A 23,120-nucleotide genomic window follows, 5' to 3' on the forward strand; every position below is an offset into this window, starting at 1 on the left:
CTGGGCACACCGTCACACCACCCGGGACACCGAGGCCGCTTGACAACTTGCGGTCCTGGGATGTCTAGCGCCGGGCTTATGTGGAGCTCGGCAGTCGCCAGACGTTAGTGTGTTTCGTCGGCTTCAGCGAACAAGCCGATAGAAAAGTTGAGCAAATTCATGACCGCAGCACCAGAAGCATCGGCGCTCGAAGCCCGAGTCGGCCACTACTACGAGGCCGACGGCCTCTATTTGGTCGGCCGCGAGAAGGTACGCGAGTACGCCCGTGCCGTGCAGGACTATCACCCCGCACACTGGGACGTCGACGCCGCGGCGAAGCTGGGGTACTCCGGGCTGGTCGCGCCGCTGACCTTCACCTCGACCCCGGCCATGGCCTGCAACCGGCGCATGTTCGAGTCGATCGTCGTCGGTTATGACACCTACCTGCAGACCGAAGAGGTCTTCGAGCAGCACCGCCCGATCGTGGCTGGGGACGAACTGCATGTCGACGTCGAGTTGACGTCCGTCCGCAGGATCGCGGGCCGCGACATGATCACCGTCACCAACACCTTCACCGACACCGCCGGCGAGCGGGTCCACACCCTGCACACCACCGTCGTCGGCGTCACCGCCGACGACATCAATCCGGCGACGATGACCGCCGTCCAGAACGCGATGATGCACGACGTCGACTTCTCCGGAATCGGCGGATCCGATGACTACCAGAAGACCGTGCGCCCCGAAGGTGACGTGCGGATCTCCGACGGCGGCCTCACCCGCACGCCCGGAACACTGTCCTTCGACGACCTCAAGGTCGGCGACGAACTCGGGGTGCACCACACCCGGCTGTCCCGCGGCGACCTGGTGAACTATGCCGGCGTGGCCGGCGATGCCAACCCGATTCACTGGGACGAGGACATCGCCAAGCTGGCCGGACTGCCCGACGTGATCGCCCACGGCATGCTCACCATGGGGCTGGGTGCCGGTTTCGTCTCCGCATGGTCGGGCGACCCCGGTGCGGTCACCCGCTACGCCGTGCGGTTGTCCCAGCCGGCGATCGTGTCGGCCAAGGAGGGTTGCGATATCGAGTTCAGCGGAAAGATCAAGTCCCTGGACCCCGAGACCCGCACCGGCGTCGTCCTGGTCGCGGCGAAGTCCGAGGGCAAGAAGATCTTCGGCCTGGCGACGCTGAACATCCGCTTCAGCTGACCCGCCGACGCCGAAAGTCCGCGCTTCCGGCTTCAGGTCGCCACCTCCGCCGGTTCGCGCTGGATGGGCTTGGGCCATGGCGAACGCGGCGGGCGGGGGCGCACCCGCTGCGGCCACCAGAACCACCGCCCGAGCAGGGTGGCGATGGAAGGTGTCATCAATGCCCGGATCACGAATGTGTCGAAGAGCAGGCCGAGGCCGATAGTCGTGCCGACCTGGCCGATGACGATCAGCTTGCTCACCGCCATCGACGCCATGGTGAACGCAAACACCAGTCCTGCGGCGGTGACCACCGGGCCACTGCCACCCATGGCGCGGATGGTGCCGGTCTTCAACCCGGCGTGGATCTCCTCTTTCATTCTCGACACCAGCAACAGGTTGTAATCCGCGCCGACGGCCACCAGCACGATGACCGACATCGGTAGCACCATCCAGTGCAGCGGTATCCCGACAATGTGCTGCCATATCACCACCGACAGCCCGAAGGCGGTGGCCAAGCTGACCACCACCGTGCCGACAATGACCGCCGCGGCCACCAGGGCCCGGGTGAGGATCATCATGATGATGAGGATCAACATCAGCGCAGCGGTTGCCGCGATCAACAGGTCGTAGTCGGCCCCCTGCTGCATGTCCTTGAACATCGCCGCGGTACCGCCGAGATACACAGAGGATCCCTCCCACGGTGTTCCCCTGATGGCCGCGGCCGCAGCGTTCTTGAGCAGCTCGGAACGGGCCGTGCCTTCGGGTGTCAGCGGGTCGCCCTGATGAATGATGGTGAACCGCACGGCCTTTCCATCCGGCGACATCATCAGCTTCATGCCGCGCTGAAAGTCGTCGGTTTCGAAGGCTTCCGGGGGAATGTAGAACGAATCATCGTTCTGGGCTTTGTCGAACGCCTCTCCCATCGCGGTGCTGTCCTTCTGCTGCGCCATGGTCTGGTCCTGCTGCGTCTTCTGAACCTGATACTGGTTGAGCATCATCTGCTTCTGGTTCTTCATCGACTGGATCATCGACGGCATCAATGCGACCAACTGCGGCATCAGGGCGTCCAGGCGCTCCAGGTCGGGTACTAGATCCTGAATGTCGTCAGACAATGTGTTGATTCCGTCGAGAGTGTCGAATATCGACCGCAGCGACCAACAGATGGGGATGTCGAAACAGTGCGGTTCCCAGTAGAAGTAGTTTCGGATCGGCCGGAAGAAGTCATCAAAGTCGGCAATGTGGTCGCGAACCTCATTGGTATCCGTCGACGTCTTCTTCGTCTTCTGCACCATGCTGTGGGTGACCGCAGCCATCTGCTGGGTGATGGACTGCATCTTCTGCATGGTGTCGATGGAGGTCTGCATCTCGCCGGCCTGGGCCAGGATGTTGTCGATGACGCCCTGTTGGTAGTCGTTGCCCATGATCTGGCCGGTGCCGCTCTGGCTGAGTGAGTACGGAATCGTCGAGTGCTCAATGGGTTTGCCATCGGGGCGGGTGATGGTCTGTATCTGAGCGATACCCGGTACCTGTGCCAGCGCCTTGGCGATCTTGTTGATCACCAGGAAGTCCGCCGGATTCCGCAGATCGTGGTCGGTCTCGATCATCATCACGTCCGGATTCATCCTGGCCTCGGAGAAGTGTCTGGTCGCGGCCGCGTAACCGACATTCGCCGACACATCAGGGGGCAGATATCTCCGATCGTTGTAAATGGTGTGGTAACCGGGCAGCGCTAGCAGCCCGAGCAGGCACGCCGACACCGCGAACACCAGCAGTGGGCCAGGCCAGCGCACGGCCGCAGTGCCGACCCGGCGCCATCCTCTGGCCTTCGACTTCCCGCGCGGCTCCAGGAACCGGCCCCAGCGACTGGCTATCGAGATCAGCGCGGTTCCGAACGTCAGGGCTGTCGCCACAACGAACGCCATACCGACGGCCAAGGGGTAGCCCATCGTCTGGAAGTAGGGCAACCGGGTGAAGTGCAGGCAGAAGGTGGCACCCGCGATGGTCAGGCCGGAGGCCAGCACAACGTGGGCAGTACCTTCAAACATGGTGTAGTACGCCGATTCTCGATCCTCGCCGGCCCGCCGCGCCTCGTGATATCGACCGACCAGGAAGATCCCGTAGTCGGTTACCGCAGCGATGGCCAGGGTCACCACCATGTTGGTCGCGAATGTTGTCAGGCCAAAGACGTTGTAGTAGCCCAGGAATGCGACCAGACCACTGGCACCCGTCAGTCCGGCGATGAGCAGTACGCACAGGAGGAGCGTGGTGGTCACGGAGCGGTAGATCACCAACAGCATGACGACGATGACCCCGAAGGTGACCATCTCGATCATCCGCATGCTCTGGTCGCCGATCCGGTTCTGATCCGAACTCGTCGCCGCCGCACCCGTCACGTACGCCTTGATCCCCGGCGGTGCCGGGCTCTCCTCGGCGATCTGACGAACGGCGTCCACCGATTCATTGGCCAATGCCTCGCCTTGATCGCCCGCGAGGTAGACCTGGACATACGCGGCCTTGCCGTCGACGCTCTGGGCTCCCGCTGCCGTGAAAGAGTCACCCCACAGGTCCTGCACGTGCTCTACGTGTTTGGTATCGGCGCGTAGGTCACGGATCATCTTGTCGTAGTAGGCGTGTGCGTCCGCACCCAACTTTTCCTGCCCCTCGAGCACGATCATCACAGAGCTGCTGCTGCGGTACTCCTCGAATTTCGTGCCGATACGTTTGATGGCGATCATCGACGGTGCATCGTTGGGACTCATCGACACCGACCGCATCTTGCCCACTTCCTCAAGTTGGGGCACGACGGTGTTGAGTATTGCGATCAAGGCGATCCAGATCACGATGATCGGGAGAGCGAAAATCCGGATGAGCCGCGGGATGACCGGGCGCGACTGGTGAGCAGGGCTCGGGACGGGAGCGGTCGGGGCGTCGTCCACGGGCGCGCTCATGCTGCCTTCACCAGGCAGAAGGTTTGTGCGTTCACTCCGGTAGCCGTCCTCTCGTCCTTGACGACGTCATCGACGGTGATCCGGCAACCGATGCTGTCGCCGTCGGTCTGGGCCAGGATGTTCGGTGACGACGAGGGAGCCGTGGTCGTCAACGTCAAACTCCAGGGCAGCCCCACGGTTCCGGTGCGCTGCGGAATCCCGTCGAGATCCTTGTAGTTGATCACCGCCGTACTGCCCGAGCCGTAAACCTCATACGTGACTACCTTGGGATTGAACTTCTCCGCGGTGTCAGCGCCGATGGGCGTCACCAGCACCGGATGCGCGCCGAAGATGGTCCGCAGGTGCGACACCGTGAGAACGCCAACGGACAGGGCAACCACGATGGCGATCGGTAGCCAGACCTTCCGGAATATCTTTGTCAGCATCGCTGCCTCCCGAAGTTGACCAATGCAACCTTCGGCCACCAGTTGACCTGACCCATTTCCCAAGGCCATCGAACACGTGACCTCGGTACACGTGTCGGAAACCTATTGGCAGCTGTCATCGTCCGGCCTTTCGAAGTTTTCGAATGGCCACAGGATTTGGTGGTCGTGGTCAGCTTAAGGAGCAAAGCTCGGCTGCCGGACGAAAATGCGACGAAATGCGTGGTTGAGGACTCAGCCCCTACCGCAGGCGCGACACCAGGACGGAAGTTCCAGGGCCTGACAGTCCGTCGATCGCGACGGTACGTCCGCACACCGCCAGCATCAGCGCGACGCCGGGGCCGGCAATGACCCGGCCCTCACCCCACGTGCGTCCGGTGTCCTCGTCGTGTAGCGCGAGGCCACGTAGGCGTCGGTGCGGGAAGAACCCGAATTGTGTTCGGCTGGTGAGGAAATCGAGAACCCGTGCGACGTGCTGAGGGTCGGGCTGATGCGGAAGCCCCAGCGGGATGCGCATATCGGCACCGTGCACCAACATATCGGTCAGGCCCGACAACGGGCCGGTGATGGGCGGGCTGAGCCGAAAGTCGGCGCCACGGCGCAGCATCTCGGCGATCTCGACAGCTGATGCCTGCGCGCGCCGGCGGGCCAGTGCGTCGATGCCGCGGTCGATGCTGCCATTGCGGACACCGCTGGCCAGGAACCCCCAGAACCCGTCGGTGAAATCGCTGATCAGATGGGCCGCAACCGTCTTGACATCCCAGCCCGCGCACAGACTCGGCGTCGCCAACTGGTCGGCGTCGAGTCCCTCGACCAGGGTGGCGATCGAGCGGCGCTCGTCGGCCACCGCCGCGAACACCCGCTCTCGCTCGTCTCGGCTCAACCGCATGGCCGCAGTCCGTCATTCACGGGTTGGTCGCCTGTGGATTCACCTCGGCAAGTAGGCCACGCCGCGCCGACGGAAACGCGATGGCCCGCACCTTGCCGATGACATCGGCGACCGACACGGTCCCCGCGGAGGGATCGCCCGTGCACATCAGGCCACTGGCGATATCGGGCACGGCACTACGACAGTACGTGCGAGAGTCGGCCGAATGGGTGCGGTTGTCTCCCATCACCCACAGTCGGCCATCGGGGACATCGACCGGACCGAACTCGTTACCCAGGCATGGAAATGCCTTCGGGTCTGCCTCCATCGTGGCCGGATCCAGGTAAGGCTCCGTGAGCAGTTTGCCGTTCACCGTCAAGCCCACGTCCGCACGGCACTCGACCGTCTGCCCACCGACTGCGATGACCGGCTTGACCAAGTCGTTCTCACCTGTGGCACCAGGTATGTACCACGCCGTCGGAGCCGTGAACACGATGACGTCGCCAGGCTGTGGTGTCCCGAACCGATAGCTGAGTTTGTCGACGACGACATGGTCGTTCTCACACACGCTGCAGCCTTTCAGTGTTGGTTCCATTGCCTCCGAAGGGATCTCGTACGTCGGAGCGAAGGTCATCACCATGGCGACGCCGAGGGCGCCCATCACGACCACCAGAACTGCGGCCACGACCGCCAGTTTGGTCCACACACCACGCTTTCTCGCTCGCTCAGGCTGCTGCTCCACTGCGGTTCAGCCCGGGACGCCGGCCTTGAAGGTGGCCAACGCTTCGGTGCTCAACCGGGCGAGTTCCTCGGCCTCGGCCGGATCGAGGGCAGTTTCGAAGATCTCGACCATCCGCCGGTTGGTCGCCTGCTCGATCTCGGCGTACCGGTCCTTCTTGTCTTCACCATCGGCGAATGGTTCGGGCCACCCGAACATCGCGGTGTACTGCGGCCCCTTGTTGAGCATGTGTGCTTCCACCGGAGCGATACCCGAGATCGTCAGCGCGTTGAAGTGCACGCCCGCGCGCAGTTCACGGAGCACGAACATCACCTGCAGTGCCCGCGCCGGGGCATCGTCGGCCAACGGCATCGCGCGCCACCCTGCGAACAGGGGCAGGCCTGCGATCGGCGTCGCGGCGATGAGCTTCTCCCCCAGTTCGGAGATGCGATCCAGCCCCTGGGCGGCAGCCAGGTATTTGCGGCCGAACTCCGCAGCCTGCTGCCAATACTGTTGTGCCGCACCGTCGGCACCGCGCACCGCGACGCCCTCATCCCACATCGCGGAAAGCCCGGTCGGCTCGAACACCGCGAAAACAGCGCTGACGGTGGCACCGGACGCGTCACCCAGGACCCCGCCGCGGCCCGCGACATACCCCGCCAACGGGTTCTCGTAGCCCGCGGCGATACTGGCCGCGAAGTTCTCCGGATGCAGCATGAAGATCGCGACCGCCTGCTCCATCGCCGTTCCGGTAGCGGCGGCAGCGTTCAGCATGTCGGTGTTGGTCATGACAGTGATTCCTCCTGGTGCATCATCTGGCGAGATCCCACTGCCCGTAATCGGCTGCGAGAACGTCATTCACGTCGACATGGATACCGTCGATCACGAAACCCGGGTCGGAGGCGGTCACGACCTCCCGCTGGAACAGCACCGCAGCCGGCTCGCGCTCACCCCGCGACCATGCCTTCGTCTGCCAGGCCCACCGGTAGCCGGGAGTGCTGGAGGCGCCGACCACACCGTCGGCGATCGCCCATCCACATTGCCTGCGACCGCCGTAGATTCCGGTTCGCGCCACCCCCAGCACGGAGTTGATTCCCCGAAACCATTGGACTGCCAAACGTTTCCACGTTGCCGCGTCGATGTCCTCGTCGACGCTGAAGAAGATCGGTGCCGACGCCGGACCGCCGGCCGCGGTATGAAGCCCCAGTGCTGTCTGCGCGTCGGCCACGCCCCCGTCGTACCCACGGGTGAAGTCCGAGGGCGTCGGCCACCCGGGCTTGCCGAACTGGTAGCAGCTGACGATCTGCAGGCCGGCCGCCCGGAGGCGATCGGCGTAGTCACGGGTGACGGGCTTGAAATCGAACGTGGCGCCCGGCCGCAACTCGGACACATAGACCAACGCGCCGCCGAATCCCGCGGACTTCAGCTGTTCGGGCTGGACCAGCCGGTCGGCGAAATCGACGAGCTGCAGACCGTCGGCGGAGGCCGTCGGTGTGCCGGCTGACGCAGCCAACGCACCCGGGACAGCCAGGGCAGGAGCCAGCACTGCGGCATATCTGAGGACTTCGCGTCGTGAAGCGGATGGCGTCACGCAACGAAGCGTATCCCCTGTTGCATCGGCTGAGTGTTGCGACGTTGGGGCCAGAACTGCTCCGTAACCGCGGGCCGATGAACCACAATGTGTTCACTCAGTTGGCGGCCGAGCGAACAGACGATCGACTGGCAGGACCACCCGTGCGACGTGACGTGATCGATTTCGACGTAATGCTGGGTCACCCATGTCCGGATATCTGGGAGATCCTGCAATCACCCGACCGGTATCCGCGATTCTTTCGCGGACTCGGGTCGTGCGAGCAGATCTCTGACCACGCGCAACAGTTCGAGCTCCGGTTCTCCACCCCCCGCGGCACGGTCGTTGTTCACGAGATGCACCTGATCATTCGCCGCTCCGGCAGGGAGATGCTCCTCAACGCCACCCAGATGCCCGACAGTTGCGTGTCGATTCGGCTGACCCCAGGAGCGAACGACACCCGGATCGCAGTGACCGCCTTCTCTATCGGCCAGCTCCACCCGGACCTCGCCAAGATCGACGACAGCGTCGTCGAGAGCTGGGTCCGGGACGGCCTGCAGCGAATTGCCGACTTTCTGGCCGGTAAGCAATCATCGCTACTGGTCAACATGGGCGACATGCGCTCCCTGCAGCTCAGCGTCGCCAAGACCATGGTCGTCAGTGGCGTCGTCCGGGCATCCCGGCCCGATCGCGGACTGCGGCAGCTCAACTCCCTGTCCAAGTGGGGATTCACCCTGGCCGGCGGCCTCACCTCCGCCGCCGCCCGATCACCCCGCAACACCGCGTTGATCGACGACCTCGGGCAATCGACCTACGCGGAAGTGGCCGAGCGCACCACCTCCATCGCCTCGGGTCTCACCACCGTCGGCTTCACCGCGAACAGCAAGCTCGCGATCCTGGCGCGCAATCACTCCGCGATGGTGGAGTGCATGGTGGCGGCCAGCAAGCTGGGCGCCGACCTGGTGTTGCTCAACACCGGCCTGGCCGCGCACCCGATCGAAGAGATCATCCGCCGCCATGCCGTCGACGCGCTGTTCGTCGACGAGGAGTTCGAACCGCAGGTGCGCTATCTCCCCGCCGAGATACCCCGCATCGCCACGCGCGCCGCATCCGCTGCACCGCAGCGCCGTTCGATCGACGACTTGATCTCGGCCGGTACCAACAACGGGCCGCTGGCCCCTCCGAAGCAGCCGGGCAAGCTGGTCGTTCTCACCTCCGGTACGACGGGCACACCGAAGGGCGCGCGCCGGCCCACGCCGCAGGGCTTCGGCACGATCGCCGCGATGCTGTCACGGATGCCCCTGCGTCGCGACGAAGTGATGCTGGTGTCCGCGCCCCTGTTTCATGCCTGGGGTCTGGCCGCGCTACAGCTGAGCGCCGCGCTACGTGCGACGGTGGTGCTGATGGAACGGTTCGACGCCGAGGAGTGTCTGAAAACCATTGCGCAGCACCGATGCACGGTGCTGATTGCCGTTCCCGTCATGCTCCAGCGGATTCTTGAATTGCCGGTCTCCGTGATCAATCGATACGACACGTCGTCGCTGAGGGTGGTGGCCAGCAGTGGGTCACCGATCCCCGGAGCCTCCGTCATCAAGTTCATGGATACCTTCGGCGACATCCTGTACAACTTCTACGGCTCGACCGAAGTGTCCTGGGCGACGATCGCCGACCCGACCGACCTGCGCGCCGCCCCGACAACCGCCGGTCGGCCACCGCTCGGTACCCGCATCGCCATCCTCGATCAGGCGGGCGACCCCGTGCCCGTCGGCGCCGTCGGTCGCATCTTCGTCGGCAACGACATGCTGTTCGACGGCTACACCAACGCAGCGTCACCTGCCATCAAAGACCAACTGATGGACACCGGCGATGTCGGATACCTCGACGCCAGCGGGCGCCTCTTCGTCGCCGGACGCGACGACGAGATGATCATCTCCGGCGGCGAGAACGTGTTTCCGCGGCCCGTCGAAGAAGCACTCGCACTGTTGCCGCAGGTCTCCGAAGTCGCGGTGATCGGCGTTCCCGATCCGGTGTTCGGCCAACGCCTCGCCGCGTTCGTCGTCGTTGCCGACGGCGCCTCGCTCGACCAGGAAATGGTCAAGAACTACATCCGAAACCGCCTGAGCCGCTTCTCGATTCCGCGCGACGTCACCTTCCTTGACAAGTTGCCGCGGACGACCACGGGCAAGATCATCAAACGCAGTCTGCTCGAGGGATAGCTCCGGCCGGAAGGCGCGGTCTCGCGGTCAGTGGCGCGGCGTCGTGGTGATGTGCACGTGGTCGTAGTGGCCGTAGCCCGATGACTGCGGACCGCTCGGTGTGTAGTAGGTGCCACGCCAGATCACGTCCTGCAACCCGAATCGGGCTGCATTGCTCATCGCGAACGCGAGAATCTCGTCTCCGAGCGCGATGCCCTCGGGGCTTCCGGGGTTGGGAATCATGATGTCGATCGCCAGACCGCTGGGATGCCACGGCTTCGAGTCCGGCCGGACCCCGTCGATGTCGGCGATCTGGGGAAACCGTGCGCTGACGGCCCGGGCGGCCAGGACGGTGTTGGGCTGTAACCCGACCTCGGAGGCGACACCGACCGGCAACCCCTCCGGGATATCTGCGGGGGCACCCGCGTTGTCGACGATTGCTTGCTGGTGCGGTGCCAGCGCTCCGTACTGCGCCTCCGCGGCGGCGATCTGACGCTGCAGTTCACTCCATTTGGCCTGAAGGTCTGCGCGCACGGCGGAGGCTTGCTCGACGGCGGCGCGGGCGTCAGCAGCCGAGGTCTCTGAAGCCTGGGCAGCGGCGGCCGCGCGCTCCTGCGTCGACTTGAAAGCCTTCATGTCATCGGCCGCCTTCGCGGCCACGACCCGTTGCAACGACAGCTTGTCGATCAGTTGCCGCGGCGAACCCGCGGTCAGCACCGCCGCCATCTGACCGTCGCCGCCACTCATGTAGGTCATTGCCGCCACCCGGTTGACCGCGGCCTGATAGGGCTCAAGCTGGACGTTCGCGGCCGCAAGGGCCTCCAGATCCGCGCGGTGGCGGTCTTCGGCCGCAGTCTGGGCAGCCAGCTTGGCGTCGACATCGCGTTGAGCGGCGGTGACGGCCTCGCGACCCTTCACCGCCTGTCGGGACAACTCGTGGAGCTTCGACAGGGCATCAGCCCCGGGCTCAGCCTTCACATCGCCCATCGACGTCGCCACCACCAGGGCGGCCACGGCTGAACCGCACAGCACTCGCCGCAGTGAATGGCGCACCCAGGTCATACGGATTTGTCACGATCTTTCGCTGCGAGGACCGTCGTGGCCCGGCTTGGACGTCTCGGACAGGCTACGAACTGGCATGGGAGATGTCGAGTGGTGGGACTGCTCACGCCACCCGAAATCTGCGCGGGGCTACTTGGCAGCGAGCTTGACGATGGTGTCTCTCGCAGCGGTCTCGCGGAGGTTCGTGTTCATGACGTAGACGTTGCCGTCGCCGTCGACAGTGACGGCGGATGGGCTTTTGAGCCCGCTGAACGGGAGTTGGACCCAGTCACCCCCGCCGGCCGGCATCCGGGACACTGTTCCTGCCTTCCGGTCCGTGGCATACAGATTGCCTGCGGCGTCCACCGCCAGGCCGGCGACGGTGTCCGGCGCCTCGGCTACCGGCTCGGCCTTCTTCGCGTCCTTCGCGATCTTCACGATCTTGCCGTCTTCGGCTGAGTACAGGTTGTCGTCGGCGTCGATCACCAAGTGCCCCAACCCGTTGGGGATCTCGACGGGAAGCTCGGTCGGGGCGCTCGCGCCAGGAGTGAGCTTCAACAGCTTGTCGCGCTGGTTGTCGGCGAGGTAAACCGAGCCGTCGTGGCCCACCGCCATCTGGCCATACTTTGTGAGCTTGTCGAAAGGCAGGGGCTCTGAGGTGGTGGATCCGGGTGGGATCGTCTCGACAGCGCCATCGAGAGTGACGAAGGACAACCGGCCGTCCGGCGCAACCCCGAACGTCGACACAGGCGGATTGCCGCTGCGCTTCATAGGCGTCGGCTGGGCAGCCCCCGGGGTCAAGGTCGCGAACCCGCCGGTACCACCCAGATAGAGAACGTTCTTCCCATCGACGCCCATCTCCCGGTAGTCAAACCCACTGAACGGAAGCGTGGTCTGCTCACCCGACTGCACCGGGACGTCCTTGATCAGCGCGGTCGGCGCCGACCCCGGCGAACACGCCACCAGGACACTGCCCACGACAGCAGCGGCCATGCCGAAGACGAACCCTGTTCTCGGACCCATTTTCATCTGTCCCCTCCCGACAGCTTGGATCCTAGGCTTGCTCATTCCTGGCCCTGAGTTCCTCTTCGCGCGCGTTTCGGTGACCCGCGCCAGGATGGGTGCGCCGGTGAGGCTGGTCGCCGCCTCCCCGATCATCGGGGTGGCCGATTAAGCTGGGAGGACCGGCGGGCGCAGAGTCCATCCCAGCTGCCCTGGCTAATCATCATTTGGAGGGCTTATGCGGAGGCGGCTGTCGAAGCCTGCGATGACGTGCATGACGATCGTCGGCGTGGCGCTGCTCGTCAATGGTTCTGCGGCACCAGCTTGGTGCATGCCCGCTGCACAGGACGTCGCCCAGGCGCCGGTCATCGCCCCGCAGGTCCCGCTGAGTCCGTTGGATGAGCTCGATGCCCAGCCCCTGTCGCCGTGGGACGGACTCGACGCCCGCACCCGCCAGGCCACCGCCGACGCAGCCAAGTCCGGGGCCGACATCGAGGTCGTCGTGATGGACCGCGACACCGGTCAAATCGTCTCCAATGGCGCCAGCCAACCCTTCCCGATCGCCTCGGTGGTGAAGCTGTTCATCGCCGACGACCTGCTGCTGCAGGAATCCAAGGGCGAGACGAAACTGTCCGCCGCGGACCGCAAGTCGCTCGACATCATGCTCCGCTCCTCCGATGACGGCGCGGCCCAGACCTTCTGGGACCGCAGCGGCGGAAACGCGATCATCTCGCGCATCGTGGCGCGATACGGGTTGTCGGGCACCACCGCGCCCTACAACGGACACTGGGACGTCACGCAGAGCACTGCAAGTGACCTGGTCCGCTATTACGACATGCTGCTGGACGGCACTGGCGGGCTGCCTCCCGAACAGACCAGCGTGATCATCACCAACCTCGCCCAATCCACGCCCACGGGCACCGACGGATACCCGCAACGCTTCGGCATCCCCGAGGGGCTCTTCGCCGAGGCGGTCGCCGTCAAGCAGGGCTGGTTCTGTTGCTGGAGCGGCGCCAACCAGTTGCACGTCTCCACCGGAGCGATCGGCCTCGACGCCCGCTATGTGATGGCGATCAGCTCCCTGGAACCGGGCGACGCCGCGGCCGCTCGCAACACCATCACTCAGGCCGTCAAGACGATGTTCCCCGGCGGGCACATCTAAGCGGCCCCGTCTCACGAGCCGCCTCATTTTCGAGCCGGTAACCGGTGCTGATTGCGAATCAGCAGACTCCACACGGGCTGACCCGACCACGCTCGCAGACTGCATGTAGCCGAACGCGTGAACATGCAGCCAACCTAACGAATTCCCCAGGTTCGGGCGCTGCTGTTGCGGCCCCAAGGTGGTGCTGCTTGCCGCTGTACCTCAGGCACGAGCTACCCAACCGCGGAACGTGAAGGCCGCGTAGAAGAGAGAGAGACGTCGTCAAATCCGGCCTGGCGCAAGATGGCCTCGTCCTGCGCGGGGGTCAGGATTGGCACCTGCTCTTCGACGGCGCGCCGGCCTTCCTCGGCATCGTCGCGAGCCACGCCACTGGCGACGCAGAACTCGATGTGTCGCCTCATCCATTTGTCGCGGCCGACCTGCGGAACACTGTAATGGGCAACGACTACTGGCGCCCCGGGCCGCAGCCGCCGATGAATCTCGGTCATGGTGCGCAGGCGCTCGTTGTGGTCGAGGAAGTGCATCGTCAGAATGCTGATCGCCCCGTCGTAAAGCGTGTCGGGGGGAATGTCGTCGATGACGCCCTCTATGAGGTGCACCCGATCGAGGTTCTCGCCGACCGTACGTCCAGCCAGAGCGAGCATTTCACCTGACGGGTCGACGCCGTCGATTGTCCACTTAGGGTGGGCTTCGGCGAGCATTGCCGATTCCTTCCCGCCGCCCGCGCCCACCACCAAAATCCGGGCGACGTTTGGTGCATTCTCGCCTAGGAGCACCGATGCCATCTGATGCAGCGCATCGTATCCGGGAACTCGCCGCGGCGGCTCCTCTGCGTACCGCGCAACGCGTTCAGCAACTGAGAACGGGTCGGTAGAGGCTTCAGATGTCATTCACTCAGACTCGCGATGGCACAGCACCCTGCCAAGTAAATTTGCCATTCAGGCAAAGCACCCGTCACTGACGTCGCTCGCGGCCATGATGTGGTCTTGGCCCTGAACGCATGCCCAATCTGCCCCGCGTCTCATTTCCGGTCTCACACCGCGCGTCTCAAGATGCTCGATGCGAAGTGCGCGATGTGCAACGGGACAATCCCGTCCCACTCTGATTCAGGTCGCCGAAACCGCGAGCCGATTCGGCGATAGCCGCGGGTCTCACGAACTTGGCGGATCCGCCATCGCCCCGCCATCAGTCGTGAGATTCCGCCACGTTCCGTGAAAACCTACAACTGTTGTCGACCTAGCGCGCCATATTCGTGAACCGTGAGAAGTGCAGCTGGTGCGCCACAGTGATATTCGCGGTCGGACCGTTACGGTGTTTGCCCAGGATGATGTCGGCTTCACCACCGCGCGGGTCTTCCCGGTCGATCGCGTCGGGACGGTGCAGAAGCAGGACCATATCCGCATCTTGTTCGAGCGAATTATGTAGGCTAACTAAATTAGCGACGAAATTGTGTGTGCCGCTGACGGTTCCGTCATAGACATCCTGCTCACCGATGGTGACAATCTCTACGATGGAATCCCAATGCACATCGCTTGTCGCAAGGTCGTGCAACTCGTGGTCATTCAACAGAGCTGCGACTCGATGCAGACGCTGACGGCCAACACCATGCTTCCAGAGTGTCGACCCACAGAACTTTGTCTCCATAGCCGCTGCGAACTCACGATGGCCCATCCCGTTACGCGCAAGGGTTCGCTGAACTCTCTCCCAGACCTCCTTGGGAACGGTGTCCGACGACGCCTTCCCCTGGATCTTCTCCAGATTCGTCAGCACCTCTCTTGCCGCGAAGAACTTGTCTCCGTGGGCATCCACACCCTGCAAGAAGCGAATCTGGTTCTCGGCGCCCGGTACATACAGATGCCAGATATCCCGATATCCGGACTTTCGAGCCTTGTAGATCCGGCCGAAAATGCCTAGGCGAAGCAGCAATAGCGCTACGTCGTCGACGAGTTGCCGGCTTGTCGATGCGTAGTACACGCGGCCCTGTCCGAACTTCGAATCCCACCGCACGGACCCGTCCGTTGCCCAGAGATGGCGCAAGAACAGCGCGATCTGGTCATTCGGCAGCGCGAAGATCTCTTGCGGCACGAACTTCTCGTAGCTGCGCTTGCCGAACAGTCCATGCTTGTCCAGCCATGCGGCGATCGGATTACGCTTGCCGTGGGTCAACCGGTATGGCGCGGGCAGCCGCAGGGTCGTTACACGTGCTGCCGGATAGTCGTCGCGTACCGCGGTCACTCCGAAGTGCTTGGCCGCCTTGGTGACTGCAAGTAGATTCTGTTCATCGATGCTGGCGTAGCGAATCGGCTGACGCTTCACACACGAACCATCACCGATCATGTGCGCCAGAAGAACAATCTCGGACTCGTCCATTCGGACGGTGCCAACTGGCTCGGGCACCCACCTCGGCGCTGCAACCCGGTCACCAACCTTCAGCTCCCCCAACGGAACCCATCCATCGAGCGTATGGAAGGGGTGGTTGGCGGTCGCTTCTACCTCACGCCCGGACGCCAGACGAACCTTGAAGACTTCTTTGTGACCGCTGTAGAACACGTTGGTCATCGGGCGCGCCACCATGCGCTTGTGTTCGTCGAGCGACCAGACCAACGGACGCTCACCCCTCGCCATCAGCTCACCGAACGTCACCTCCGCGCCGTTGTCGGCGCGCAGGATTCGGGTGTTCGCCGTCATGCAACCCGACTCACGAAGGTCAGAGACCTGCGGACGCTTATCGGTACGCTGCTCGGGACCACGGTTCAGCTGGCTGATCGCGATCACCGGCACTTCGAGTTCCTTGGCCATAAGTTTGAGGCTTCGAGAGAAGTCCGACACTTCCTGCTGGCGTGACTCGTACTTCTTGCCCGAGCTCATCAGCTGCATGTAGTCGACGACGACGAGCTTCAGATCCGCCTTCTGTGCGAGCCGCCGCCCCTTGGCCCGGATCTCCATCATGGTCAGGTTCGGCGAGTCGTCGATGTAGAGCGGCGCCTCACTGATCTCGCTCATCCGGCGGGCCAGCTTGGTCCAGTCGTCATCGCTCATCCGGCCCGAACGCATATCGGCCAGTTTGATCTTCGCCTCGGCCGAGAGCAGTCGCATCACGATCTCGGACTTGCTCATTTCCAGCGAGAAGATGACGCTGGCCATCCGGTGCTTGATCGAGCACGACCGCATGAAATCCAGGCCAAGGGTGGAGTTGTGCGTCGGCACCATGGCGGGGCCCGCCAGGTACAGATGTGCGGCGTTGTCGACCTCGACGCACCGCACCGGCACGCTGGGCAGCCGGCGCACCGCCGCCACCTGACAGACCGGCGTCAGCACTGCAGCTCCCCCACCCGAGGTGGGTGCAGCAATGGTGTGCAGACCCGGGCGCAGCCGAGTGGTGGTGCGAATGCCGTCGCCCGTCGGCCATTGATGCTGGGCATCCGCGACAATCACTGTGCCGTCGGAGAATTCAACCTCGAAGCACGGCCGGCCCAGCATGACCTCAGTGGCCGCGACCACACGCGTGGGCTCACCGTCAGCGCCGATGAGATAGTCGCCCACGGCGATGTCACCCATCGTGGCCCACCCGTTAGGCGTCGGAAGCGGGGTATCGAGCGCGAGTGCCTTCCCGACACCAGGTCGGGCCGCAATGATGACCATCTGCCCGGGGTGCAGGCCGTTGGTGATCTCGTCGAATTCGGTGAACCCGGTCGGCACGCCACGCGAGATTCCGCCCTGCGAGGCGATCGCGTCGATCTCGTCCATCGTGGGCTGCAGCAGATCTTCGAGCGCGACGAAGTCTTCCGAGGCGCGTCGCTCGGTGACGTCGTAGATCTCGGCCTGTGCCCGGTCGACCACATCGGTGACGTCGGCGCCGTCGGCTCCGGCGTAGCCGTACTGGACCACCCGGGTACCGGCCTCCACCAACCGGCGCAGCAGGGCCTTCTCGGCCACGATGCCGGCATAGAAACCGGCATTGGCCGCAGTGGGCACGGTGGAGATCAGCGTGTGCAGATATGGCGCCCCGCCGATGCGGCGCAGCAGGCTACGCCGATCCAGCTCGGCCGCCACGGTGACCGCGTCGGCGGGCTCCCCTCGGCCGTAGAGGTCCAGGATCGCGTCGTAGACGTTCTGGTGTGCCGGCCGGTAGAAGTCACCGGGACGCAAGCGCTCGAGGACGTCCGCGATCGCGTCCTTGCTCAACAGCATGCCGCCCAGGACCGCCTGCTCGGCCGCCATGTCCTGCGGCGGCTGCCGGCCGAAGTCCTCCCCAGGCGGAGGGCCATCCATCTCCGAATCTGGATGCCCCAGGTCGTCCACCACCGCCACGGACTCCCCACCCCCTTCCGAGACCTGCCTCACGACAAGCTCGAACGTTTATTCGAATCGGTACTGCAACTGTAAAACAGGGCTCCGACAAGCTCGTGACGGCGCTGCGACGCATCACGGTAGACGGTTGCTGGCACCCCCGAAAGCCACCCCTGTTGATGAACCTGTGGATGGTGTGGGGATAGGTCTCGGTCGCGGTGTTGAGCCTCTGGGGAGAACCTGTGGATCATTCCCGAGCGATCTTTTATTTTCCCAGGTCAGAGTGCCATAGGGGTTGTCAGTGTTTGTGTATGGGAAGTTCTTCGGCGTGTCGTGCCGGGTTGCCGTCCCGGGCGTGTTGTGTTGCGCCCCGGGACCCGGCGGGTTAACACCGAGTTAGCTTCGCTGTCCAGAGTTTCCCGCAACGAGTTCGCCAGACATACAGCAAACGCCCGGGTGGAAACCTCTGCAGGTCCCCACCCGGGCGATTGAGTGCCGGCGGAATTACTCCGCTACGGATTATTCCGCTACGACGTTCAGCGACACCTTGGCTTCCACCCCGGTGTGCAGCCGGACGGTAACCGGATGCGTGCCGACCGACTTGATATGCGCCTTGGGCAGCTGCACGGTGCGCTTGTCCAGGTTCGGGCCGCCGGCCTTCTTGATCACGGCCACGACATCAGCGGCAGTGACCGAACCGAACAGCTTGCCGGTATCGGCAGCGGCGTGAACCGGCAGCGACACCTCGCCCAGACCCTCGAGCGCGGTCTTGAGCTCGTTGGCATGCTCGACGCCGCGGATCGACTTGGCCTCGCGGGCCCGGCGGATCTCGTCGGCCTGGCGCTCGGCGCCGCGGGAGGCCACGATGCCCAGCCCACGGGGCAGCAGGTAGTTACGGCCGTAGCCGTCCTTGACCTCGACGACATCGCCTGCGACGCCCAGGTGCTCCACCTCAGCGGTGAGAATCAGCTTCATTGTTCTGCCCCCTACCGCGTCGACGAGCCGAACGGCAGCAGAGCCACCTCGCGGGCATTCTTCACCGCGACGGCAACGTCACGCTGGTGCTGGACGCAGTTGCCGGTCACCCGGCGGGCACGGATCTTGCCGCGCTCGCTGATGTAGGTGCGCAGCAGCGCGGTGTCCTTGTAATCGATGATCTGCCCCTTGCCCTTCTTGGAGCAGAACACGCACTTGCGGGTCTTGACCGGCTTTTCCGGTGCCGGCCGCCGCTTGGTATTCGACTTGGCCATTGGTTATCTCTTCCTTGCAAAAATTTCGTTGTTGATCAGAACGGCGGCTCGTCGTCAGCTCCACTGAAGGAACCGGACGCCGGCGCACTGCCCCACGGATCGTCTTTGGGCTCGGCCTGGCGCGAACCTCCGCCGCCACCACCACCGAAGCCACCACCACCGCCGCCGCTACGGCTGGCCTTGTTGACCTTGGCCGTGGCGTAGCGCAGGGACGGACCGATCTCATCGACCTCGACCTCGACAACGGTGCGCTTCTCACCCTCGCGGGTTTCGAAGGAACGCTGCTTGAGCCGGCCGGTGACGATCACCCGCGAACCCCGGGTGAGGCTCTCGGCCACGTTCTCGGCCGCCTCACGCCAGATGTTGCACCGCAGGAACAGCGCCTCGCCGTCCTTCCACTCGTTGCTCTGCCGATCGAACATCCTCGGCGTCGAGGCGACGGTGAAGTTGGCGACTGCTGCGCCAGACGGAGTGAAACGCAGTTCCGGGTCAGCGGTCAGGTTTCCGACAACTGTGATGGTGGTGTCACCAGCCACGAGATCCTCCTGGGATAGGCATGTCCGTTTGCGCGAAGCCTACGTAGCCCCGCCGACGACTGACAGCCTTTAGTGCTTGTCGGTCCGCATCACCTTGGTCCGCAGCACGGACTCGTTCAGGTTGAGCTGACGGTCGAGCTCGGACACGGTGGCCGGTTCAGCCTTGACGTCGACAACGGCGTAGATGCCCTCGGCGTGCTTGGCAATCTCGTAGGCCAGCCGGCGGCGTCCCCAGATGTCGACCTTGTCGACAGAACCGCCATCCTTGCGGATGACGTTCAGGAACGTCTCCAACGACGGAGCTACGGTGCGCTCGTCAAGTGTGGGGTCGAGAATGACCATGATTTCGTATGGACGCATTAGAACCTCATCACCTCCTCTGGTCGTGTACGGCCACGGCGAATTCCGTGGCAGGAGGGTCGCCTGCGTCGGCAACCGGGTTAGGCTACCGGAAATAGCCCTGATCTGCGAAATCCGTATGACCGGGACCATATCGACGTCAGGATCGAGGGGATCTGTGACCTTTCCCAATTCGCCCTTCGGTCAGGGGTTCCCTGACCAGTCGGGTTTTCCGCAGCCGAGTTACACACAACAACCTCCGCCACCGCTACTGGGCCAACAACCCGGCTATCCCGGACAGCAGCCCCATGCACAGGCATCCGGGGAACCCAGCGGGGTCACAGGGATCATCGCCGCCGTCCTGGCGGGATTGGGCGCGCTCGAGGGCGCGGCCGAAGGCAGCCTCCTGATTCTCAACTGGATCTTGTCGACCGGTCTCCGCAACTTCAGCACCAAAACCCATGTGCTCGAGATCGTCGCAACGGTGGTCACCGGCACCTCCGCACTCGTGCTCCTGGCCGGCTCGATAATGCTGTTTCAACGCAAGTTGATCGGCCGTATGCTCGTCGTGATCGGGTGCTCCTTGGCTATTCTCGGCCGGGTGGGCAGCTTCGCTGCGGCTGCCTCGTTCCAGAACGACTACCCCGGCGCCCCCGGCAGCCCACTCGTACTGGTGTCACTGATCTTCCCGATCGCGACCATCGTGCTGACCTTGGTTCCGTCGACCACGGCGTGGATCCGAGCGAAGCAGAATCCGGTTGCGCCCCAGCCCTACCCACAGAATCCGGCTGCGCCCCAGACCTACCCGCAGTACCCGGGCTGGAGTTGACGCCAAAGCCGCTCTGTCCGCCCCCATCCGGAATAGGGTGAGCCCGTCAAACTTCGAGGATCGGGGGCAGCCGTGACCTATCCCAATGGGCCTTACGGTCCGGGGTCTCCCGATCAGTCCGGTTATCCCCAGCAGCCTGGGTATCAACAACAGCCCGCCTTTGCACCTCAGCCCGGCTATTTCCCGCCCGGCTACCCGCAACAGCCCTATGGCCTGCCACCCGCGCCACCCGCGTCCCCCAGCGGGGTGACCGGCATCATCGCGGGGGTTCTGGCCGGGCTCGGCGGCCTGGCGAACTTCTTCGGCGGCCTGGCGATGGCCTTCGGACTTTCCGTGTTGATCAACGGATCGTCCGAAGTAGCCGGTTCCGCCTGGGGCGGGTGGACACCGCTGATCGCCATGACGACGCTGAACATCGTCGCCGGGCTGCTGCTTCTGATCGGAACGGTGACATTGTTGCTACGCAAGATGATTGGCCGCTGGCTCGTGGCCGCGGGATGCGCGGTGTCCATCCTGAGCACGCTGATCAACCTCACGTGGACACCGTCGGCCATCGCCGACTACGAGTACGACCGCGGCGTCGGTGCTGATCTCGTGGGTGTCATCTTCCCGATCGTGACGCTCGTGCTGGTCCTGCTACCGCCGACCGGGGCCTGGATCCGGGCCCAGCAGAATCCGCCGGCTCCCCAGCCCTACCCGCCGTACCCGGGCTGACCGCTCAGGTACCGACCTGCCAACCACTCACGATCGGAGCAGCAGTGACCTCTCCCTCAGAATCCGAGGGTCAACAACCCGAGAACCCGCTCGACGAATCCCAACCGGTGGAACCAACGGCCGCGCCGAGGGTTTCGGCGCACGGGATCACGGCGATCATCACGGCTGTCCTCGCCGGGATCGGCGCCCTGCTGACCCTCGGCAACGGCATCGCCGGGCTGTCCGGCCTCGCCGCACTGGCCGGTGACGCGGGCTTGCGAACTCTGGCCCTCAGAACCCCTGGGGCACTGACGATGACGGTCCTCGCCACCCTGCTGAGCGTCGCCTGCGGACTCTTGCTCCTAGCCGGCACGGTGGCGCTGCTGCGACGCAAGATGACCGGCCGTCGGCTCATCGTCATCGGCTGCGCACTGATCATCCTCGGCAGCCTGATCAGCCTCGGACTCAGTCTGGCCACGACAGCCCGCTACGGCTCCTACGCCATCAGCGGACTGGCAATCTTGAGTCTGGTGCTCCCGGTCGCCACGCTCGTGGTGGCGCTGCTCCCGTCGACCGCGGCGTGGATCCGGGCGAAACAGGAACTGGTCGCAGCTACCTAGCGTCTCCTACCGCCGGTACCACTTTGCTCTCGGCCGGCCGGATACAGTGGGCCCGTCAACTTTCGAGACTCCGGGGGGACCTGTGACCTTTCCCAGTGGACCCCACGATCAGGGGTTTCCGGAACAGCCGAGCTATTCACAACAGCCGAGTTTCGGGATCCAACCGCCGATCTACTCGCACCAACCCGTCTTCGGACAACAACCCGGCTATCCGCAACCGGGGTGGCCACAGCAACCCGGCTACCCCGGCGGGAATCAACCGACGTCGCCCCGCCGCCCGAGCCGAGCCACGGCAATCATCGCCGGAGTCCTGGCGCTGCTACTCGGACTGTTCGGCCTCGCCCTCACCGTGATACCCACATCCGAACTGGTGACCGGCAACGGTGACGACATGGCGCTCGTATGGCTGCTTTTCGGCCTCGCCTTGAGTCTGACCCTCTGTGCCGGGGCGATCCTGCTGTTTCGACGCATGATGATCGGGCGCTGGCTCCTCGTCGGCGGCTGCGCTTCGAGCACCGCTGCTGTCCTGGTGGCCGTCGGCGCCTTTGTTGTCCACGACCGACAAACCCCCAACCCCGATGTCGGACCGGTCCTTGCCGGCGTGATCCTGGCTGCGATCCCCACCGTGGCTCTGGTAATGGCCCTCGCGCCCTCGACAGCGCGGTGGATCCGAGCGAAGTCGAGTCCTGTTGCAGCCCAGAACTATCCACCGTACGAGCACTGAGAACATGGTCCGCAGTCGGTCAATCTCGAAAGATCAGGGGGAACTGTGACCTTTCCCAGCGGACCATCAGGTCCTGGATTTCCGGAGCAGCCGGATTTCTCACAACAGCCCAGTTTCGGGATCCAACCGCCGATCTACTCGCACCAACCCGGATTCGGTCAACAACCTCCCGGATGGCCACAGCAACCCGGCTACCCCGGCGGGAATCAACCGACGCCGCCCCGCGGCCCGAGCCGAGCCACGGCGATGATCGCCGGCGTCCTGGCGTTATTGGGCGGACTGGTCGGGATCATCCTCGGATCGGCCGCGATCGTCGCGATCTTCATCTCAGGGCAAGAGGAGCGCGACGCCCGGATGTACTCGTTACCGTTGATCGGCTTCGGGTTCGGGCTGTTGCTCGTCGTCGGGGCGATCTTTCTGTTTCGACGCAGGACGTACGGCCGCCGGTTGATCGTCATCGGATGCGCCCTGGTCATCCTGTTTGCAATCACCGCCCTCGCCGACATCGTCTTCGGCATCTCAGACCGGCCCCGTCGTGATTTCGATTCAGTCGACACCTTCCTCATCGCGGGCCTCTTCTTTCCGATCTTGACAGTCGTCCTGACGCTGGTTCCTTCGACCGCGCGATGGATCGAAGCAAAACCCAGTCCGGTTGCAGCCCAGTACTATCCGCCCTACCACCACTGAGCGGAGCGCAGGCCGTCGTAAGACGACGGTCAAATCTTCAAGAAACAGGGGGATCG

22 protein-coding genes are annotated in these 23,120 nt (G+C 64.2%); 8 read left to right on the forward strand and 14 right to left on the reverse strand.

Going from position 1 to position 23,120, the window contains the following annotated elements; translation table 11 throughout:
• Positions 1–159 precede the first annotated feature (159 nt).
• A complete protein-coding gene (locus tag AC4LGL_RS17825; RefSeq protein WP_491839939.1) occupies positions 160–1,188 on the forward strand; it encodes a fused (3R)-hydroxyacyl-ACP dehydratase subunits HadA/HadB in 1,029 nt (342 codons plus the stop codon).
• A 32-nt stretch (positions 1,189–1,220) separates the two neighbouring features.
• Here AC4LGL_RS17825 and AC4LGL_RS17830 read toward each other — a convergent pair whose 3' ends face one another.
• From AC4LGL_RS17830 to AC4LGL_RS17855, 6 genes are all read right to left on the reverse strand, one after another.
• On the reverse strand, positions 1,221–4,118 hold the full coding sequence (locus AC4LGL_RS17830) for an MMPL/RND family transporter (RefSeq protein ID WP_491839940.1): 2,898 nt from the start codon (positions 4,116–4,118) through the stop codon (positions 1,221–1,223).
• On the reverse strand, positions 4,115–4,540 hold the full coding sequence (locus AC4LGL_RS17835) for an MmpS family transport accessory protein (protein WP_088305576.1): 426 nt from the start codon (positions 4,538–4,540) through the stop codon (positions 4,115–4,117). The genes AC4LGL_RS17830 and AC4LGL_RS17835 overlap by 4 nt, the downstream gene beginning before the upstream one ends.
• A 241-nt stretch (positions 4,541–4,781) precedes the next feature.
• On the reverse strand, positions 4,782–5,429 hold the full coding sequence (locus tag AC4LGL_RS17840) for a maleylpyruvate isomerase family mycothiol-dependent enzyme (RefSeq protein ID WP_491839941.1): 648 nt from the start codon (positions 5,427–5,429) through the stop codon (positions 4,782–4,784).
• A 16-nt stretch (positions 5,430–5,445) separates the two neighbouring features.
• Positions 5,446–6,093 (reverse strand): signal peptidase I, encoded by a 648-nt coding sequence (gene lepB, locus AC4LGL_RS17845; RefSeq protein WP_491839942.1) that lies wholly within the window; start codon positions 6,091–6,093, stop codon positions 5,446–5,448.
• Positions 6,094–6,156: 63 nt separating this feature from the next.
• A complete protein-coding gene (locus tag AC4LGL_RS17850) occupies positions 6,157–6,915 on the reverse strand; it encodes an SCO6745 family protein (protein WP_491839943.1) in 759 nt (252 codons plus the stop codon).
• A gap of 22 nt (positions 6,916–6,937) precedes the next feature.
• On the reverse strand, positions 6,938–7,717 hold the full coding sequence (locus AC4LGL_RS17855) for a DUF1906 domain-containing protein (RefSeq protein ID WP_491839944.1): 780 nt from the start codon (positions 7,715–7,717) through the stop codon (positions 6,938–6,940).
• Positions 7,718–7,860: 143 nt separating this feature from the next.
• Here AC4LGL_RS17855 and AC4LGL_RS17860 point away from each other — a divergent pair, with 143 nt between their 5' ends.
• Positions 7,861–9,912 carry an AMP-binding protein gene (locus tag AC4LGL_RS17860; RefSeq protein WP_491839945.1) on the forward strand — a complete coding sequence of 684 codons (2,052 nt, stop codon included), beginning with the start codon at positions 7,861–7,863 and terminating at the stop codon, positions 9,910–9,912.
• Between the two features lie 27 nt (positions 9,913–9,939).
• Here AC4LGL_RS17860 and AC4LGL_RS17865 read toward each other — a convergent pair whose 3' ends face one another.
• The gene (locus AC4LGL_RS17865) at positions 9,940–10,953 is read right to left on the reverse strand and encodes a coiled-coil domain-containing protein (protein WP_491839946.1); all 1,014 of its coding nucleotides are present in this window, start codon (positions 10,951–10,953) and stop codon (positions 9,940–9,942) included.
• Positions 10,954–11,082: 129 nt separating this feature from the next.
• Positions 11,083–11,955: an NHL repeat-containing protein gene (locus tag AC4LGL_RS17870; protein WP_491839947.1), complete on the reverse strand. Its 873-nt coding sequence runs from the start codon at positions 11,953–11,955 to the stop codon at positions 11,083–11,085.
• A gap of 217 nt (positions 11,956–12,172) precedes the next feature.
• Between AC4LGL_RS17870 and AC4LGL_RS17875 the strand changes: the two genes are divergently transcribed.
• Complete coding sequence (locus tag AC4LGL_RS17875; protein ID WP_491839948.1) at positions 12,173–13,096, forward strand: serine hydrolase; 924 nt, start codon at positions 12,173–12,175, stop codon at positions 13,094–13,096.
• A 212-nt stretch (positions 13,097–13,308) separates the two neighbouring features.
• Here AC4LGL_RS17875 and AC4LGL_RS17880 read toward each other — a convergent pair whose 3' ends face one another.
• The 6 genes from AC4LGL_RS17880 to rpsF form a co-directional block, all read right to left on the reverse strand.
• A complete protein-coding gene (locus AC4LGL_RS17880; protein WP_491839949.1) occupies positions 13,309–13,986 on the reverse strand; it encodes a class I SAM-dependent methyltransferase in 678 nt (225 codons plus the stop codon).
• Positions 13,987–14,332: 346 nt separating this feature from the next.
• A complete protein-coding gene (locus AC4LGL_RS17885) occupies positions 14,333–17,407 on the reverse strand; it encodes a replicative DNA helicase (RefSeq protein ID WP_491839950.1) in 3,075 nt (1,024 codons plus the stop codon).
• Positions 17,408–17,905: 498 nt separating this feature from the next.
• A complete protein-coding gene (rplI, locus tag AC4LGL_RS17890; RefSeq protein ID WP_491839951.1) occupies positions 17,906–18,361 on the reverse strand; it encodes a 50S ribosomal protein L9 in 456 nt (151 codons plus the stop codon).
• An 11-nt stretch (positions 18,362–18,372) separates the two neighbouring features.
• Positions 18,373–18,636, reverse strand: coding sequence for a 30S ribosomal protein S18 (gene rpsR, locus AC4LGL_RS17895; protein ID WP_055119147.1), 264 nt, complete (start codon positions 18,634–18,636; stop codon positions 18,373–18,375).
• Between the two features lie 35 nt (positions 18,637–18,671).
• The gene (locus AC4LGL_RS17900; protein WP_064932225.1) at positions 18,672–19,172 is read right to left on the reverse strand and encodes a single-stranded DNA-binding protein; all 501 of its coding nucleotides are present in this window, start codon (positions 19,170–19,172) and stop codon (positions 18,672–18,674) included.
• Between the two features lie 69 nt (positions 19,173–19,241).
• The gene (rpsF, locus tag AC4LGL_RS17905; RefSeq protein ID WP_018603055.1) at positions 19,242–19,532 is read right to left on the reverse strand and encodes a 30S ribosomal protein S6; all 291 of its coding nucleotides are present in this window, start codon (positions 19,530–19,532) and stop codon (positions 19,242–19,244) included.
• A 157-nt stretch (positions 19,533–19,689) separates the two neighbouring features.
• Here rpsF and AC4LGL_RS17910 point away from each other — a divergent pair, with 157 nt between their 5' ends.
• The 5 genes from AC4LGL_RS17910 to AC4LGL_RS17930 all read left to right on the forward strand — a co-directional run bounded on the left by AC4LGL_RS17910 (position 19,690) and on the right by AC4LGL_RS17930 (position 23,064).
• A complete protein-coding gene (locus tag AC4LGL_RS17910) occupies positions 19,690–20,340 on the forward strand; it encodes a hypothetical protein (protein WP_491839952.1) in 651 nt (216 codons plus the stop codon).
• Positions 20,341–20,412: 72 nt separating this feature from the next.
• Positions 20,413–21,054, forward strand: coding sequence for a hypothetical protein (locus AC4LGL_RS17915; RefSeq protein WP_491839953.1), 642 nt, complete (start codon positions 20,413–20,415; stop codon positions 21,052–21,054).
• A 44-nt stretch (positions 21,055–21,098) separates the two neighbouring features.
• A complete protein-coding gene (locus tag AC4LGL_RS17920; RefSeq protein WP_491839954.1) occupies positions 21,099–21,653 on the forward strand; it encodes a hypothetical protein in 555 nt (184 codons plus the stop codon).
• Between the two features lie 82 nt (positions 21,654–21,735).
• Entirely contained in the window at positions 21,736–22,377 is a 642-nt protein-coding gene (locus AC4LGL_RS17925; RefSeq protein WP_491839955.1) for a hypothetical protein, read from the forward strand.
• A gap of 246 nt (positions 22,378–22,623) precedes the next feature.
• A complete protein-coding gene (locus AC4LGL_RS17930; RefSeq protein WP_491839956.1) occupies positions 22,624–23,064 on the forward strand; it encodes a hypothetical protein in 441 nt (146 codons plus the stop codon).
• Positions 23,065–23,120 lie beyond the last annotated feature (56 nt).

The organism is Mycolicibacterium arcueilense, from assembly GCF_058536225.1.

Coding starts and splice junctions, on each gene's coding strand:
- AC4LGL_RS17850 (WP_491839943.1), bottom strand. CDS start 6,915: ATGACCAACACCGACATGCTGAACGCTGCCGCCGCTACCGGAACGGCG.
- AC4LGL_RS17830 (WP_491839940.1), bottom strand. CDS start 4,118: ATGAGCGCGCCCGTGGACGACGCCCCGACCGCTCCCGTCCCGAGCCCT.
- rplI (WP_491839951.1), bottom strand. CDS start 18,361: ATGAAGCTGATTCTCACCGCTGAGGTGGAGCACCTGGGCGTCGCAGGC.
- AC4LGL_RS17875 (WP_491839948.1), top strand. CDS start 12,173: ATGCGGAGGCGGCTGTCGAAGCCTGCGATGACGTGCATGACGATCGTC.
- AC4LGL_RS17865 (WP_491839946.1), bottom strand. CDS start 10,953: ATGACCTGGGTGCGCCATTCACTGCGGCGAGTGCTGTGCGGTTCAGCC.
- AC4LGL_RS17930 (WP_491839956.1), top strand. CDS start 22,624: ATGATCGCCGGCGTCCTGGCGTTATTGGGCGGACTGGTCGGGATCATC.
- AC4LGL_RS17840 (WP_491839941.1), bottom strand. CDS start 5,429: ATGCGGTTGAGCCGAGACGAGCGAGAGCGGGTGTTCGCGGCGGTGGCC.
- AC4LGL_RS17825 (WP_491839939.1), top strand. CDS start 160: ATGACCGCAGCACCAGAAGCATCGGCGCTCGAAGCCCGAGTCGGCCAC.
- rpsR (WP_055119147.1), bottom strand. CDS start 18,636: ATGGCCAAGTCGAATACCAAGCGGCGGCCGGCACCGGAAAAGCCGGTC.
- AC4LGL_RS17870 (WP_491839947.1), bottom strand. CDS start 11,955: ATGGGTCCGAGAACAGGGTTCGTCTTCGGCATGGCCGCTGCTGTCGTG.
- AC4LGL_RS17880 (WP_491839949.1), bottom strand. CDS start 13,986: ATGACATCTGAAGCCTCTACCGACCCGTTCTCAGTTGCTGAACGCGTT.
- rpsF (WP_018603055.1), bottom strand. CDS start 19,532: ATGCGTCCATACGAAATCATGGTCATTCTCGACCCCACACTTGACGAG.